This is a genomic window from Shimia sp. R9_2 (genome assembly GCF_017743735.1).
Lineage (GTDB): Bacteria > Pseudomonadota > Alphaproteobacteria > Rhodobacterales > Rhodobacteraceae > Shimia.
In genome coordinates this window covers 121,793-136,575 of the sequence record NZ_JAGHRO010000002.1, presented here as the reverse complement: position 1 = coordinate 136,575, position 14,783 = coordinate 121,793, and the positions used below count along the sequence as shown (strand labels likewise).

The following is a 14,783-nucleotide window of genomic DNA, read 5'->3' as shown; positions in this document are numbered from 1 at the left end:
CCGTAGCGCCGCCATGGGCGTCGCGCAAGCCTGTCATACACGTTCCAGATAGGTTTGCCAGTGTTGCTCTGTGGGGATGTCGGCGAGCTTGCGTAGTTCCTGACGCTTGGTCATCACCAGATTGCGGATCAGCTCGGCAGGCAGGCAGCGGGCGATGAAGGCATCGTGTTCAAAGAGGTCAATGGCTGTCTCCCAGCTTTCGGCCAACTGCGGTTGCTCCTGCGCATAAGCGTTGCCGACAACTGGGGCTGGCGGTGTCATGCGCTCCGCAATCCCGGTAAGGGCGGCGGAGAGCACCGAGGCCAGCATGAGGAAAGGGTTCACATCCCCGCCTGCAACGCGATGTTCGATGCGGCGCGCAGCCGGTGGGCCGCCGGGAATGCGCAGCGCGGCGGTGCGGTTTTCATAGCCCCAGCAGACCGATGTGGGCGCATGGGCACCCGGCGCAAAGCGGTCATAAGAGGGGCCGTGGGGCGCGAAGATCAGGGTTGAGGCGCGCATGGCGGCAAGGCATCCCGCAACCGCAAAGCGCAGCAAGTTGGAGCCCTCGGCCGTGCCATCGTCAAACACATTGGCGCCGGTTTCATCCACCACGGAGAAATGGACATGCATGCCATTGCCTGCATCATCCGCATAGGGTTTGGCCATGAAAGTGGCGGCAACCCCATGTTTTCTGGCGGTTGCGCGGATCAGCTGCTTGATCAACAAGGCATCCTGTGCGGCCTTCATGGCGGGCTGGTGGTTCAGCGTGATTTCAAACTGGCCGATGCCGCCTTCGCAGGTCATGGTCTGCAGCGGGATGCCCATATCGGAGGCGGCCTGATAGAGATCGCTGAACAGCGCGTCAAAACTGTCAAGCTCATCCAGCGACAGAATTTCGCTGGCGTCGAGGCGACGCCCGTCCCGTGGGCTGAGTGGCGGCCGCAGGGTTCTGCCGCTGTCATCCATCAGCGTGAATTCCATTTCGGTGGCGGCCATGACGGTCCAGCCACGGGCGGCGTAGCGGTCCAGGACGTGGGCCAGCGCCGCCATGGGATCGCCCAGATACGGCGTGCCGTCCTCTTGCAGCATTTGCATCAGCGTCAGGGAAGAGGCGGTGGAGAGCCATGGCATAGGCACGGCGCCGCGCGTGCTGGGGGTCAGGATGCCGTCCTGATCGCCGCTTTCAAACACCAGCGGGCTGTCCTCGATGTCACAGCCCCAGATGTCGAGATTGAGGGCGGAGATCGGCAGGCGCGCGCCGCCCTTGGAGAGCTTTGCCTGATGTTCCGAAGGGATGCGTTTGCCGCGCAATTGACCGTTCAGATCTACGGCGGCGATGCGAAGTGTCGGAGGGAGCGCGCTGTCCATGGAGTACCTACTTGGATAATTTGATCAAATTATCTTTGCCGTTGCGCGGCTTGTCCAGCAATTTCTCGTGATGTCGGTATCGCGTCGGTATTGCGGCTGTAACGCGACGGTGGAGAAAATACAGCAACGCCCGCCTTATAAGGGGCGGGCGCAACGTGATTTTTGCAAAAGGCGCGCGGGCGACTCAGCGAATGAGATTTGGCCGGATGCGCAGCTTTGGTGCCGCATTTTGAGGCAGATGCCGGTTCAGGCGGCGGTTCACAATTCCGAAGACCCAGATGATCACCAGAGTCAGAAGGATGAAATAGAGCGCCAGAATGGGGTAGGGCACGAAGGGGTTGTAGGTCTTATCCGCGAAGTAGTTCGCGTAATAGAGCGCATCGCCCTGTTGCCGCCATGCCGGGAAGCCTGAGAAGAACACCAGTGTTGTGGCATGGAACAGAAAGATTGCCTCGTTGGTGTAGGCAGGCCATGCCAGACGCATCATGGTTGGGAACATGATCCGGCGATAGCGATACCAGCCGGTGAAGCCATAGGCGTCTGCCGCCTCTACATCGCCTTTTGGGATCGAGCGCAATGCGCCGTAGAAGATCTCTGCCGAGTAGGCGGAGGTATTCAGGAACAGCACGATCAGCGCGCCCAGTGCCGCGGAGGACAGTGGGTTGAAGATCGGCGAGAGGCCCTTGAGCGACAGGAACAGGAAGTAGGCAAAGAAGAACTGGATGAACAGCGGGCTGCCGCGGAAGAGGAAGATGAACCACTCCGCCGGTTTGCGGGCCAGTCGGCTGTCAGAGTTCTTGGCCACCGCCAGAAGGTTGGCAAAGAGGAAACCTGTGAGCACGGCCAGAACGCCGTAGTAGACGTTCCAGATCATGCCGGAGCCGATCAGGGTGAAATGCTCACAGAGGGTGAATTCGCTGCGCGGCAGCAGGCGCTCGCCATAGCCCAGAGAGCGGAAGGCATAGGCCTGAATGGTCTCGATACAGCTCATGCGGCGCTCCCTGCTTTGCGTTGGGCTTCGCCATCCAATGTGGCCTGGCCGTGGGAGAGGCGTTTGGTGAGGCGGCCCAGGGCGATTTCAGAGACCCGTGTGAACAGGAGGTAGAAGATCAGTAGCGCGAGGAAATACCACATGCGCCAGTCGCCATGGGGGTAGTCTGTGAAGCGGGCGGTCTTGGAGGCTCCCAGATCGCGTGCCCAGTAGACGATGTCTTCGACACCGAGCAGGAACAGGAGCGGGGTGGCCTTGATCAGCACCATCCAGAGGTTGGACAGGCCGGGCAGGGCGTAGATCCACATTTGCGGCAGCAGGATGCGCCAGAAGGTCTGGCGCGGCGTCATGCCATAGGCCTCTGCAGTTTCCAGCTGTGGACGCGGCACGGCGTTCATGGCGCCAAAGAGCACATTGGCGGCAAAAGCACCAAAGACGATCGCAAAGGTGAAGACAGCAACCCAGAAGCCGTAGATCTCATGCACCCATTGCGGAGAGGTGCTGAGCGGCATTTTGGCGATGTCACAGACCAGGAACTCGTTTCCTTGGCGGATCGGTTCGGACCAGTCGGGGCATTTCACCTTGTGGCGCAGCCATTCGATGCCCTGATCGAGCGCAATCACGAAGAAGAGGAAGAAGGCGATGTCCGGCACGCCGCGCACGATGGCGATATAGGCTTTGCCGATCCAGCGCAGCAGGAAGAAGCGCGCGCGGGCAGCCATGGCGCCACCAAGGCCAAAGGCCAGCGCTGTGGGCGCGGTCACGGCTAGCAGCAGGAGCACGGTGCCAAAAGAGGCGTAAAAGGCCATGTGCTTCCCGGTGGTGAGATAGCAGCTGAGCCAAGGCAGACTGTCTAGGACAGAGGGATCTGAGCAATAGGCAAAAATGGCTGGCCTCATTTGGTTTTCGCGCAGCACAGGCTCAAATCAGCCTCGGCGCGGGATTGGAAAAGGGGGGCAAGCCGCCCCCCTTCGTGTTTGTGGATCAGCGAAGGGCTTAGAATTTGCCTTCGATTTCCCATTTGTCGAGCATCGCGTTGAGCGTGCCGTCTGCCTTCATGGAGGCGATGGCCGCGTCAAACTTGCCGCGCAGCTCGTCATCAGACTCACGGAACGCCATGCCGATGCCGCCGCCGAGGTAGACGTCTTCGATGAAGGTCAGCTCGGTTTCAGCCACGAAAGGTGCCAGGAAGTCTTTGTCGGCCATCACGGCGTCGACTTCGCCTGCGTTCACAGCGGCGATGGTTTCGTCAGGTGTGTTGAATTCCACAAGCGTTGCACCAGTGGTGGCCACATGATCGGACTGAATGGTGCCGGTTTGGGCCGCAACAACAGCGGATTTCACATCTACGTCCGCAGAGAGAGCGGCGTAGGCGGAAGGCGACGGACGCGTGTAGCCCTGTGTGAAGTCCATGGTTTCTTCGCGCTCATCGGTGATGGACATGCCCGCGATGATGGCGTCGTAGTTGCCGGACTGCAGGTTCGGGATGATGCTATCCCAATCGTTGGTGACCCATTCACAGGTCAGCTCGGCACGTGCGCAGAGCTCGTCGCCCAGCTCGCGCTCAAAACCGTCCACTTCACCAGAATCGTTGATGAAGTTGTATGGAGGGTAGGCGCCCTCGGTGCCGAGACGAACGGTGTCCGCCATGGCGAAACCTGCGGTCAACGCCAGTGCGGCGGTGCTCAGGATCAGTTTATTCATAGTGTTGCTCCCTATGGTTGGTAAATTATGTGACGGTTGATGACAGGAACTGTTTCAACCGTTCTGATTTTGGATTGCCAAAAAGTTCATCCGGCGCACCTTCTTCTTCGATCAGGCCTTGATGCAAAAACACAACGTGATCAGAAACATCACGTGCCATCTTCATGTCGTGCGTCACGATCATCATAGTGCGGCCTTCCTCAGCCAGCGCCTTGATCACGCGCACCACTTCCTGTTCAAGCTCGGGATCAAGCGCCGATGTGGGCTCGTCAAACAGCAGCGCCTCAGGCTCCATCGCGAGTGCGCGGGCAATTGCGGCACGTTGCTGCTGGCCGCCTGAAAGCTGTGCGGGGTAGGCATCGTGTTTGTCGGCAATGCCCACCTTGTTGAGATACATATGGGCGGCTTCCTCAATCTCGTCGCGGTCGCGACCCAGCACGGTGATGGGCGCTTCCATCACGTTTTGCAGGATGGTCATGTGGGACCAGAGATTGAACTGCTGAAACACCATCGACAGGTTGGTGCGGATACGCAGCACCTGTTTGGGGTCGGCAGGCTGGCGCGCATGGCCATTGCCTTTCCAACTGACGGGTTCGCCTTTGAACAGGATGTCGCCCTGCTGGCTGTGCTCCAGAAGGTTGGCGCAGCGCAGGATGGTGGATTTGCCGGAGCCGGACGAGCCGATCAGAGACACCACGTCGCCGCGATGGGCGGTGATATCCACGCCTTTGATCACTTCGAGATTGGCGTAGGCTTTGTGCAGGTCGCGGATTTGCAGAACGGGCGTGGCTTCGCTCACAGTGTCCCCATCAGTATCGGGTTGATCTTGGTGCCCCAATAGGGATGAAAATTTACCTAATTGCAACTTTCAAAAGGGCGGTTGAGACGCCAAGGCTGACGTTTTGATCCCCCCAATGACCAAATGGTCAGGGTTCGGGCGGATTTGGCACAGCCTCATAAGCGCTTTGGGGCATGTCCACCAGCCCCTTGAGGATCAATTCTGACCGCTCAGACGGCAAAAGCGCTGTTATTGCTGCACTTAAGGCAGCCTGAATGGGCGCGGGATCGCGGTAAATCGCGGAGATATAGGGCAAAGCTGGCGTCGGCGCGGTGCGCTCTATCTCGACAAGATCACGGGCAAAGCCATCGTGACGTTGCATCAACATCCAGCTCACCACATCCAGAGCGGCAAAATCTGTGCTGCCTTCGGCCACCAATTGTGCGGAGCGGCGGTGCGCACCGCTTTGAACACGTGGGCCGATTCGCAAGTTGCGGCTGTCAAAATGGTGCCAAGGTGCGGCCCAGCCTGATTGCGACAGCGGCTCGTTATAGGCCATGGTTGCACCCTCAAGCGGGACAAGGGGCTGGTCTGCCTGCGCGGCAGGATGGGATTTATGGACCACAATCACCGAACAATAGTGCCCGGCGGGCAGATCCGGCAGGCCATGGTCCGGCGCGCCGATCAGAGCGACTTTGCCAATCAGCCGCGTGCGAAACGGAAAGCCACAGGTCTGGGCCAGCAACAGATCGGGGCTTTGCCAGAGCGCCCAGAGATCCTCAGGGGTACTGCGCCGCGATGGCCCATCGCCATAGGCCTCCACAAAGAGCTGGCACAGCCGATCATGAGCCGCCGCGGTTTCCGGGCGGTCATACATCGGCAGGGCAACCCTCATCCGTGGGCGATCACACGTTGGCGGGCGCGGGCGCTTTCCACATCTGAGATGCCCAAGAGATTGGCCGCCAGTCGCAGCAGCGCGTCTTCGCGGCTGTCGCGTTCGCCATCGACCATCACCACCTGCCACATGGCCTCAATCACAGAGACCCGTTCTTCCAGTGGCACGGCGTCTTTGATGGCGCGGGTGAAGCGCACCGTGTCCGGGGCCTCGGATTCCAGCGTCTCGGCTTCTTTGCGCAACGAGGTGGCCTCAAACGGGGACAGGCTGTAGCGGCCGGCGATGATGCGTTCGATGCGCGCGGCCTCATCCGGATCATAGCTGCCGTCTGCGCGGGCAATGCGCACCAACAGCGCGCTCAGCGCCAGTCGGGCATCCATATCGGACAGGGGCTCAGGGGCGGGCGCCGTCAGGCGTTTCAGAAAATCTGCAAACATAGGCGAAGATGTAAGACCGTGCGGCGGGGGCGGCAAGTTCTGTTTCTCATTCGTCAAATATCCTGGGGTGGCCACCGCTTGCGGTGGCAGGGGCAAAGCCCCTGACCGGTCTGCGCCCCAAAATCCCGTTTGCAGTTTTCTCTGCATGCACTAGCGTGCCTGCCACTGTCTTTCAGCTGTCCCTCATGAGCCCAATACCATGGCCCGCCTGTCTCTGATCCTGTCTCTCATCGCGACGCTCTGCGTCGGCTTTGTGGTGCAACGCGTGGCGCTGGGGCTGTTTTTGTCAGAGGAGCTTGAAAAATCTGAAGGGCAGCTTTCGCTTTACCGCAGCACGGTTGTGGCGGAGCTGGAGCGGCACAGCCACCTGACCCATGTGCTGGCGCAGGACAGTTTTGTTTTGGACGCTTTGGCAGGTGAAGACACCGGCGCGCTCAATGCCCGGCTTGCGGATTTTGCCAGCAAGGCGGGCTTGGATGCGATTTATCTGATGGATGCCACGGGCGGCACCATCTCTGCCTCAAACCACAATACGCCGCGCTCCTTTGTTGGGCAAAGCTATGCGTTTCGGCCCTATTTTCAGGAGGCTTTGTCCGGCGGGCAGGGGCGGTTTTATGCGATTGGCACCACCACGGGGGAGCCGGGGTATTTCATAGCCGATCCGGTGCAGGGGTCTTCGGTGCTAGGTTCAGACGCGCAGGTGTCTGGTGTCATTGCGCTGAAGAAGAGCTTTGGCGATCTGGAAGAAAGCTGGGCCAATGCGGGGGAGCAGGTGATCCTTGCCAATCGGGACGGGGTTGTCCTTCTGGCGTCTGATCCGTCGTGGCGCTATCGCGCGTTGTCGCCGTTGAGCGCGGCACAGAAGGACGAGATTGTCGCGGCGCGGCAGTTCCCCGGGCAGGCATTGGATCCGCTGGACTGGGCGCCGAAAGGCGAAAATCAGGCGGATATTGCGGGCGAGCTGCGGCTGCATCTGGTGGCGCAGGATCTGCCGGATGGCTGGGAGCTGCACTATTTTGCCAGTGATGACCGGGCGGTGGCGCGGGCCTGGCTGGCGACGGCTGTGGTGGTTTTGCTGGCGGGATCGGCTTTGATCCTGTTTCAGGTGCAGCGCGCGCGGCGGATCGGGCGGGCACTCAGGCGGGCGGAGCAGGAAGAGGCGCAGCTGCGTCAGGCCAATGCATTGCTGGCGGTGGAGATTTCAGAGCGCAAGACCGCGCAGACCCAGCTTCAGGCGGCGCAGAAGGAGCTGTCGCAAGCCAGCCGTCTGGCGGCATTGGGTCAGCTTTCCGCCTCTGTGACCCATGAGCTGGGGCAGCCGATTGCCGCGATGCGCAACCATCTGGCAGCGGCGGAGCTGAACCCGAAGGGGGCTGCGGGGCTGGGGGCGGATCTGGGTGGTTTGGTGGCGCGCATGGAGGGCATCACACGCCAGCTCAAGTTCTTTGCCACCAGCGGCAAAGAAGGGTTTGAGGTTTTTGCGCTGCAATCTGCGATGGAGGCGGCGCTGACCCTTGTGGCCCCCAATCTGGAGGCGGGGGAGGTCACGGTTGCGCGGGATCTGGCGGAGGCGCCGATTTTGGTGCGCGGCAATCGGCTGCGCATTGAGCAGGTGATGACCAATATTCTGCGCAACGCCTGTGACGCCATGGAAGAGGAACCGCAGGCGGCGGTGCTGACCGTGCGGCTGTGGCAGAGCGACGGTTTTGCGGTGTTTGAGGTCACGGACACGGGGCACGGGTTGGCGGCGGCGAACTTGCAGGACCTGCAGGAACCTTTTGTTACCACAAGAGAAAGTGGGCGCGGCATGGGGCTTGGACTGGCCATTTCCGCCACCATCGTGAAAGATCACGGCGGCCGGATGGAAGCTGAAGACCGCGTGAGCAAGGATGCCTCAGAACACAGCGGTGGCGCGGTGTTTCGGGTGTCGCTGCCGCTTGCGGGAGCAGGCACCGGGCTGACGGAGAGCGGCCCGCTTGCGGCGCAATGAAGGAGAGGCGCAGATGAACGACGGGCCGACATACAGCCTGCTGATTGTGGATGATGACAAGGCGATGCGGCATTCGCTGCTGGCCTTGATGGAGGCGGCGGGCTGGCAGGCGGAGGCGGTGGCGCGCGGCGAAAAGGCTTTGGAGCGGCTGGCAACATTTGCGCCGGATGTGATCCTTTCAGATGTGCGTATGCCGGGGATGACCGGGATGGAACTGTTGGCCGCATTGGATACCGAACTGTCCCCGCCGTTGGTTCTGATTTCCGCCCATGGGGATATTCCCATGGCGGTGGAGGCGATGCAGGCCGGTGCCTACAGCTTCGTAGAGAAACCTTATGAGCCGCGCCGTCTGCTGACCATTCTGACCCATGCGGCCGAACAGCGCCGGATGCGGGCCAGCAACCAGCGGCTTAAGGCGCGGCTTTATGAACTGTCGGGACTGGATCGGGTGCTTTTGGGGCAAACGCAGGCCGTGGCCAATCTGCGCGAAGAGGTGCTGGACCTTGCGCCCATGGAGGGCGCGGTGCTGATCCAGGGCGAGACGGGGACCGGCAAGGAATTGGTGGCGCGGGCGCTGCATGATTTGGGGCCGCGCGCTGAGCAGCCGTTTCTCGCCATCAACTGCGCGGCGCTGAGCCCGGAGCGTTTTGAAGCGGAGATGTTTGGCACCGCGGAGGGTGGCAAGGGGCGTCTGCAGGCGGCGACCGGCGGGACACTGTTTCTGGATGAGATCGGGGCTTGCCCACCCGCCGTTCAGGCAAAGCTGTTGCGGGTGATCGAAGACCAGCAGGTGTTTCCCGTGGGCGCGGCCACGCCGGATGCGGTGGATCTGCGGATCATTTCAGCCACCAATGAGGACGTGGAACAAGCTGTCGCGGATGGCCGGCTTCGGCAGGATTTTCTGTTTCGGATCAATACCTTCGTGATGCAACTTCCACCGCTGCGCCAGCGGCGGGACGATGTGACCCTGCTGGCGGCGCATTTCCTTGATGACTATGCAAGGGTGCATGAGATTGCTGCGCCGGAGCTGGATCATGAGGATGTGGCCACGCTGATGGCGCATGATTGGCCGGGCAATGTACGCGAGCTGCGCAACGTCTGTGCGCGCCGTGTGATGCAGGCGCGTCGGGGTGGGGGCACCATGGCGGCGGCCTTGACCCAGACGGGCGGGCTTGAGGATGTGCCGGAAACCCTACGGGAGGCCGTTGCCGCCTTTGAGCGGGAACTGATCGGAAAGGCCATCAAGGGGCATGAGGGGCGGATGGACGCCGCTGCGGAGGCGCTGGGAATCGGACGGCGGACGCTGAACGAAAAGATTGTGAAGCTGGGTCTGAAGAAAGAAGCGCTGCTTTGACGGGTTGCGCGTAGAGACGCACAGCCAAAAAGTTTGCTGCGGCGGATGCGCGCAATCTGGTGTTGAATGCGCGGCTTAAAGCGCTGAAACCTCAAAGAAATTGATGATTTTCTTGCCCTGCGGAAATCCGCAGGGCTGACGTCGTGTCCTGCGCAAAATCCTTCATTGGCAATCTGATGCGCGTTGCGGCATGCTTTGGACATAAGCACTTACGCAATCGGGAGGAAATCATGCGTAAATTGATGAGCCGGACCGCCGTGGCGGCCCTGTCTATGGCCTTTGTCACCGAAGCAATGGCCACCGAGTGGAATGTCTCTGTCTGGGGCAAACGCCGCGCCTTCACCGAGCATGTTGAGAAACTGGCGGAGCTGGTGAGCGAAAAGACCGGCGGCGAGTTCACTATGAACATCAGCTATGGCGGTCTGTCCAAGAACCGTGAAAACCTAGATGGGATCTCCATCGGCGCGTTTGAAATGGCGCAATTCTGTGCAGGCTATCACCGTGACAAGAACCGCGTGATCACTGTGCTGGAGCTGCCATTCCTCGGCGTGGCGAACCTGCAGGAAGAGATGGCGGTGTCTGCGGCTGTTTACGGCCACCCGGCCGCAGCGGAAGAAATGGAGCAGTGGAACGCAAAGCTGCTGATGACCTCGCCCATGCCGCAGTACAACCTTGTTGGCACCGGCGATCCACGTGACTCGCTGGCCGACTTTGACGGCATGCGCGTGCGCGCCACCGGCGGTCTGGGCAAAGCCTTTGAAGCCGTGGGCGGCGTGCCGACCTCTGTGACCGCGACCGAAGCCTATCAGGCGATGGAAAGCGGTGTGGTGGACACGGTGGCCTTTGCGCAGCACGCGCACCTGTCTTTTGGCACCATCAACCAAGCGGACTGGTGGACAGCCAACCTGAACCCCGGCACCGTGAACTGCCCGGTTGTGGTGAACATCGACGCTTATGAAGACCTGTCAGATGAGCACCGCGCGGCGCTGGACAGCTCTGTTCAGGAATCGCTGGATCACTATGTGGCGAACTACGGCACGCTTCTGGAGAGGTGGGACAGCGTTCTGGAAGAGAAGGGCGTGGCCAAGGTTGAGATCGACGATGCTGTGATCGCGGAGTTCCGCGCCAAAGCGGCAGACCCGATCCGCGATGCCTGGATCAAAGACATGGAAGCGCAGGGCATTCCTGGTCAGGAGCTCTATGATCTGGTTGTGAAAACTCTCGAAGATCACCGCGCAACCAACTGATAAAAATAATTAAAATTGCGGCCTCGGTGAGTTCCGGGGCCGTTTTGTATCTGACGTGTGTCAGGTAGAAGGGGGAAGGATATGGCCGGTGCCTCTGCCGTGCTTGAAGACAACAGTGTGCTCAGCAGACTGGATCGTCACCTGCTCAAGCTGGAACAGTTTTTTGCATTGCTGAGCGGCCTTGCCGTGTTCAGCCTGATGTTTTTGGCCGCTTATTCGGTGGGTGGGCGCAAGTTCTTTGCGTCGCCGCTGTCGGGATATGTGGATTATATCGAGGCGCTGATGCCGTTGATTGCGGTGATGGGGATCGCTTATGTGCAGCGCGATGGCAGCCACATCCGCATGGATATGGTGATTGGCAAGCTCAAGGGCCGTGCGCTCTGGGGGGCAGAGCTGCTGTCTGTGATCCTGATCCTTGGGTTGATGATTGCGCTGACCATGGGCAGCTGGGCGCATTTTGAGCGCTCTTTTGATTGCGCGCGACCGCTGTGTTCGCGCGACAGTTCGATTGATATTGGCCTGCCGATCTGGCCCTCCAAGCTGATTGTGCCGGTGGCATTTTCGGTGATGTGTCTGCGGCTGGCGCTGCAGGTCTGGGGCTATGGGCGCGCGTTTTTGCTGAACCTACCAAGCCCGGTGGCGGTGCCGCTGGTGCAGTCGATCGAAGAACAGGCCCGTGCAGAGGTCGATCAGCTTGGGGATGCTGACAATGGATAACATTACGATTGGCCTGTGGGTCACGGGCGGGATGCTCCTGCTTGTGGTGCTGGGGATGCGGGTGGCCTTTGCCGCTGCGCTGGCTGGCTTTGTCGGGATCGTCTGGATTTTCTGGGCCAAGTCCGGCTATGCGCCGGAAAAACTGCTCTACTGGAATGAGCGGCGGGAGATCTGGGACGGGGCGTTGGGCAAATCCATCGCGATTGCCGGATCGGTGCCGCATTCCAAAGTGTCCTCACAGGCGTTGAGCCTCATTCCGACCTTCATTCTGATTGGCTATCTGGCCTATTACGCCAAGCTGACAACGGCGCTGTTTGATGCGGCCAAGAAGTGGATCGCCTGGGTGCCGGGCGGGCTGGCGGTGTCAACCGTGTTTGCGACCGCAGGCTTTGCGGCGGTGTCCGGTGCGTCGGTGGCGACAGCGGCGGTGTTTGCGCGGATTGCGATCCCGGAGATGTTGAAGGTGGGCTACAACAAGCAGTTTGCCGCAGGCGTTGTGGCGGCCGGGGGCACTTTGGCCTCGCTGATCCCGCCCTCTGCGATCCTTGTGATCTATGCCATCATCGTGGAGCAGGATGTGGGCAAGCTGCTGCTGGCGGGCTTTATCCCTGGTGCGTTCTCCGCAGTGGTCTATGGTGCGATGATTGTGGGCATTGCCATGATCTTCAAGACCGTCGGCCCGCCGGTGAGCGGCTTTACATGGCGTGAGCGTTTTGCCGCGCTGCCGCCGGCTTTGCCGATTGTGGCGGTGGTCGTGATCATCATCTTCTTTGTCTACAACCCCTTCGGCGATGCCTGGGGCACACCGACCGAGGGCGGGGCCGTGGGGGCGTTCATTGTCTTCCTGCTGGCGCTGGTGCGCGGGATGCGCTGGCCGGAGCTGAAATCTGCGCTGTTGGATACGGCCAAGCTGACGGTGATGATTTTCACCATCATCTGGGGGGTGCTGATCTATGTGCGCTTCCTTGGGTTTGCGGATCTGCCGGGGGCGTTTTCGGATTGGATCACCAGCCTTGAGATGTCGCCGTGGCTGATCCTGATCTGCATTCTGCTGGCCTATGCGGTGCTGGGCATGTTCATGGACGCCATTGGCATGCTGCTGCTGACTTTGCCGGTGGTGTACCCTGCGGTGATGGCGCTGAACGGCGGCGAGGCCGTGGCGGCGGCGGACAGCACCTTTGGCATGAGCGGTACGATGTGCGCGATCTGGTTTGGCATTCTGGTGGTGAAGATGGCGGAGTTCTGTCTGATCACCCCGCCGATTGGCCTCAACTGCTTTGTGGTGGCTGGTGTGCGCGATGATCTGTCTGTGCAGGATGTGTTCAAAGGTGTGACACCGTTCTTCATCGCGGATGCCGTGACCATCGCATTGCTGGTGGCCTTCCCGTCGATTGTGCTCTGGTTGCCCAGTTTGGCCTGACACGGTTTGGCCTGAGTGCAGATATTCGGCCCGAGCTGATGGGCCGGATATAAACAAAAGAGAGGGCGTCGATCACATCAAGATCGACGCCCTAAATTTTTAAGATCATTTGATTTAATTTAAATTACCCGACAGGGCTGTCTTCGGGTTTGATGCCCAGCATCGCCTCGATTTCATGCAGGCTGGCGTCTTCTTCGGGCGCGTGTTCGCCGTCGGCTTCGATCACTGAAACGAGCTTTTGCACCACTTCCAAACGATGCGGATAATCCACGGTTTCGCGGATCAGGGTGGCAAAGTCTGGTGTGCCGGGGGCGGCGTGTTCGAGCTTTTCGCAGGTGGCGCGCAGTTTGGCGGCCTCAATCGGGTTCAGATCGAAGGACGCGGCAAGGATCTTGTCGATCGCGCCGATCTCTTCCACGTCATAGTGGTTGTCTGATTTGGCCACCCGCACCAGCAACGCGCCAAGAGCGAGCTTTTCATCAGGTTCCGGCAGCGGCGGGGTGTCTGGTGTTCCACGCAGGCGGTGGAGAAGCTGGTCCCAGATCATCCGTCGTAACCCTCCACAATGACAATGTCGCCGGTGCTGACCGGGTCGCGCAGGGATTTGGCGTATTGGTAGTCTTCGGAGTGGTAACAGGCCAGCGCCGCCTCGTAGGAGGGAAACTCAATCACCACATTGCGGCTGCGCGCGCTGCCTTCGGGGTTTTCAAACTGCCCACCGCGGATCAGGAAACGCGCGCCGTGATCCGCAAAGGGTTTGGCATTGGCCTCGATGTATTTCTTATAGCCTTCGGGGTCATCCACATCGACGCGCCCGATCCAATATCCTTTGGCCATTCTGCCCTCCCTGTTCGCGGTATTTCTGAGAGTGAGCGTGCCAAGCGCGCACGGGAATGGCAAGTCAGGTTTGCATCAAATACCTGCGGGTTGTTTGCGCAAATACCGCCAGAGGCGGCCATCCAGCACGAGAAGCCCCAACGCCAGAAGGGCAAAGCCTGCAAATGCGCGTGGGTGCAAGGTTTCTCCCAGGAACAGGGTGCCTAGCAGGATCGCAAACGGCGGCACAAGCAGCGTGACCAGAAGCAGGTTGCCGCTGCCTGCGGTGGCAAGCAGGCGGTAGTAGAGCAAATAGGCCGCAGCGGTGCCCAGAGCCGCACCATAGGCGATGGAGGCCCATGCGGGCGCGGAAAGCGACAGGGTGATTGGACCTTCGACAAAATGCGCCAGCGGCAGCGACATCAGCGCGGAGCAGGTGAGCATGCCTGCGGCGGCCACTGTGGGTGAGCATCCGGCGAGATGTTTGCGCCCCCAGATACTCGCCAATCCATAAGACAGTGTGGCCAGAAGGGCGGCGATCTGCGCAATGGAGCGATGATCAAAACTGGTAAGGTGGGTTAGGCCAATAGCCGTGGCCACGCCGAGAAAACCAATAAAGACCCCAAGCGCCTTGGGAAGAGTGAGAGGTTCGTCCGGCAGAAAAAAGGCTGCGAGCAATACGCCGAAAAAGGCTGTCGCTGCGTTGAAAATCGACGTTAAGCCACTTTCGATGGTGAGCTGGGCAAAGTTCAACAGGCTGAAAGGGATCAGATTGTTGAGCAGCCCCATGATGAGAAACGCCCCCCAAAGCCGCATGCTTTTGGGAACAGGCATTCCGCGCAGCAGGACAAGCGCCCAGAGAAACAAAGCGGCCCACAAAGTCCGGTGCGCCACCAGTGTGATGGGACCGATTTCATAAAGGGCAATGCGGTTGGTGAAGAGAACGCCGCCCCAAAGTGCCGCGAGCAGGAACAGTTCGGCCCAAGATCGGGCAGAGAGCGTTTTTTGAACAGTGGTCGTCATGGGCGCACCTTACTGTGGGTACGTATGCACTGCACTCCGAAAGTTGCGCAAAAGAAAAGCC

General features: G+C 60.3%; 15 protein-coding genes. 5 read left to right on the top strand and 10 right to left on the bottom strand.

The genetic code is table 11. The features are described from left to right. Positions 1 to 33: 33 nt before the first annotated feature. The 7 genes from J7400_RS05200 to J7400_RS05170 form a co-directional block, all read right to left on the bottom strand. Entirely contained in the window at positions 34 to 1,350 is a 1,317-nt protein-coding gene (locus J7400_RS05200; protein WP_209060494.1) for a glutamine synthetase family protein, read from the bottom strand. 184 nt (positions 1,351 to 1,534) lie between these two features. After that, complete coding sequence (locus J7400_RS05195; RefSeq protein WP_209060492.1) at positions 1,535 to 2,341, bottom strand: ABC transporter permease subunit; 807 nt, start codon at positions 2,339 to 2,341, stop codon at positions 1,535 to 1,537. After that, on the bottom strand, positions 2,338 to 3,228 hold the full coding sequence (locus J7400_RS05190; RefSeq protein ID WP_209061992.1) for an ABC transporter permease subunit: 891 nt from the start codon (positions 3,226 to 3,228) through the stop codon (positions 2,338 to 2,340). The genes J7400_RS05195 and J7400_RS05190 overlap by 4 nt, the downstream gene beginning before the upstream one ends. 109 nt (positions 3,229 to 3,337) lie before the next feature. Continuing rightward, a complete protein-coding gene (locus tag J7400_RS05185) occupies positions 3,338 to 4,045 on the bottom strand; it encodes a transporter substrate-binding domain-containing protein (protein ID WP_209060491.1) in 708 nt (235 codons plus the stop codon). Positions 4,046 to 4,070: 25 nt separating this feature from the next. After that, positions 4,071 to 4,844 carry an ATP-binding cassette domain-containing protein gene (locus tag J7400_RS05180; RefSeq protein WP_209060488.1) on the bottom strand — a complete coding sequence of 258 codons (774 nt, stop codon included), beginning with the start codon at positions 4,842 to 4,844 and terminating at the stop codon, positions 4,071 to 4,073. Positions 4,845 to 4,971: 127 nt separating this feature from the next. Further along, on the bottom strand, positions 4,972 to 5,718 hold the full coding sequence (locus J7400_RS05175) for a PhnD/SsuA/transferrin family substrate-binding protein (RefSeq protein ID WP_209060487.1): 747 nt from the start codon (positions 5,716 to 5,718) through the stop codon (positions 4,972 to 4,974). Then, the gene (locus J7400_RS05170) at positions 5,715 to 6,155 is read right to left on the bottom strand and encodes a TerB family tellurite resistance protein (RefSeq protein WP_209060485.1); all 441 of its coding nucleotides are present in this window, start codon (positions 6,153 to 6,155) and stop codon (positions 5,715 to 5,717) included. The genes J7400_RS05175 and J7400_RS05170 overlap by 4 nt, the downstream gene beginning before the upstream one ends. 199 nt (positions 6,156 to 6,354) lie before the next feature. Here J7400_RS05170 and J7400_RS05165 point away from each other — a divergent pair, with 199 nt between their 5' ends. The 5 genes from J7400_RS05165 to J7400_RS05145 all read left to right on the top strand — a co-directional run bounded on the left by J7400_RS05165 (position 6,355) and on the right by J7400_RS05145 (position 12,883). Continuing rightward, positions 6,355 to 8,145 carry an ATP-binding protein gene (locus J7400_RS05165; RefSeq protein ID WP_209060484.1) on the top strand — a complete coding sequence of 597 codons (1,791 nt, stop codon included), beginning with the start codon at positions 6,355 to 6,357 and terminating at the stop codon, positions 8,143 to 8,145. Positions 8,146 to 8,158: 13 nt separating this feature from the next. After that, positions 8,159 to 9,499, top strand: a complete 1,341-nt coding sequence (locus tag J7400_RS05160) for a sigma-54 dependent transcriptional regulator (RefSeq protein WP_209060483.1) — start codon at positions 8,159 to 8,161, stop codon at positions 9,497 to 9,499. A gap of 230 nt (positions 9,500 to 9,729) precedes the next feature. Beyond that, a complete protein-coding gene (locus J7400_RS05155) occupies positions 9,730 to 10,746 on the top strand; it encodes a C4-dicarboxylate TRAP transporter substrate-binding protein (RefSeq protein WP_209060482.1) in 1,017 nt (338 codons plus the stop codon). Between the two features lie 81 nt (positions 10,747 to 10,827). Beyond that, positions 10,828 to 11,463 (top strand): TRAP transporter small permease, encoded by a 636-nt coding sequence (locus tag J7400_RS05150; protein WP_209060480.1) that lies wholly within the window; start codon positions 10,828 to 10,830, stop codon positions 11,461 to 11,463. Beyond that, positions 11,456 to 12,883 carry a TRAP transporter large permease gene (locus tag J7400_RS05145; protein ID WP_209060477.1) on the top strand — a complete coding sequence of 476 codons (1,428 nt, stop codon included), beginning with the start codon at positions 11,456 to 11,458 and terminating at the stop codon, positions 12,881 to 12,883. Before J7400_RS05150 ends, J7400_RS05145 begins: the two co-directional genes overlap by 8 nt. Before the next feature lie 124 nt (positions 12,884 to 13,007). On the opposite strand, the gene J7400_RS05140 is transcribed toward J7400_RS05145, so the two are convergent. From J7400_RS05140 to J7400_RS05130, 3 genes are all read right to left on the bottom strand, one after another. Continuing rightward, the gene (locus J7400_RS05140) at positions 13,008 to 13,430 is read right to left on the bottom strand and encodes a TerB family tellurite resistance protein (protein ID WP_209060476.1); all 423 of its coding nucleotides are present in this window, start codon (positions 13,428 to 13,430) and stop codon (positions 13,008 to 13,010) included. Beyond that, positions 13,427 to 13,720, bottom strand: a complete 294-nt coding sequence (locus J7400_RS05135) for a DUF1330 domain-containing protein (RefSeq protein WP_209060475.1) — start codon at positions 13,718 to 13,720, stop codon at positions 13,427 to 13,429. Before J7400_RS05135 ends, J7400_RS05140 begins: the two co-directional genes overlap by 4 nt. A 75-nt stretch (positions 13,721 to 13,795) precedes the next feature. Continuing rightward, on the bottom strand, positions 13,796 to 14,722 hold the full coding sequence (locus J7400_RS05130) for a DMT family transporter (RefSeq protein ID WP_209060472.1): 927 nt from the start codon (positions 14,720 to 14,722) through the stop codon (positions 13,796 to 13,798). Between the last annotated feature and the right edge of the window lie 61 nt (positions 14,723 to 14,783).

Excerpts from the sequence above, each read along its gene's own strand:
- J7400_RS05140 (WP_209060476.1), bottom strand. The coding sequence starts at position 13,430 with ATGATCTGGGACCAGCTTCTCCACCGCCTGCGTGGAACACCAGACACC.
- J7400_RS05200 (WP_209060494.1), bottom strand. The coding sequence starts at position 1,350 with ATGGACAGCGCGCTCCCTCCGACACTTCGCATCGCCGCCGTAGATCTG.
- J7400_RS05150 (WP_209060480.1), top strand. The coding sequence starts at position 10,828 with ATGGCCGGTGCCTCTGCCGTGCTTGAAGACAACAGTGTGCTCAGCAGA.
- J7400_RS05130 (WP_209060472.1), bottom strand. The coding sequence starts at position 14,722 with ATGACGACCACTGTTCAAAAAACGCTCTCTGCCCGATCTTGGGCCGAA.
- J7400_RS05175 (WP_209060487.1), bottom strand. The coding sequence starts at position 5,718 with ATGAGGGTTGCCCTGCCGATGTATGACCGCCCGGAAACCGCGGCGGCT.
- J7400_RS05165 (WP_209060484.1), top strand. The coding sequence starts at position 6,355 with ATGGCCCGCCTGTCTCTGATCCTGTCTCTCATCGCGACGCTCTGCGTC.
- J7400_RS05170 (WP_209060485.1), bottom strand. The coding sequence starts at position 6,155 with ATGTTTGCAGATTTTCTGAAACGCCTGACGGCGCCCGCCCCTGAGCCC.
- J7400_RS05155 (WP_209060482.1), top strand. The coding sequence starts at position 9,730 with ATGCGTAAATTGATGAGCCGGACCGCCGTGGCGGCCCTGTCTATGGCC.
- J7400_RS05160 (WP_209060483.1), top strand. The coding sequence starts at position 8,159 with ATGAACGACGGGCCGACATACAGCCTGCTGATTGTGGATGATGACAAG.
- J7400_RS05135 (WP_209060475.1), bottom strand. The coding sequence starts at position 13,720 with ATGGCCAAAGGATATTGGATCGGGCGCGTCGATGTGGATGACCCCGAA.
- J7400_RS05185 (WP_209060491.1), bottom strand. The coding sequence starts at position 4,045 with ATGAATAAACTGATCCTGAGCACCGCCGCACTGGCGTTGACCGCAGGT.
- J7400_RS05145 (WP_209060477.1), top strand. The coding sequence starts at position 11,456 with ATGGATAACATTACGATTGGCCTGTGGGTCACGGGCGGGATGCTCCTG.
- J7400_RS05195 (WP_209060492.1), bottom strand. The coding sequence starts at position 2,341 with ATGAGCTGTATCGAGACCATTCAGGCCTATGCCTTCCGCTCTCTGGGC.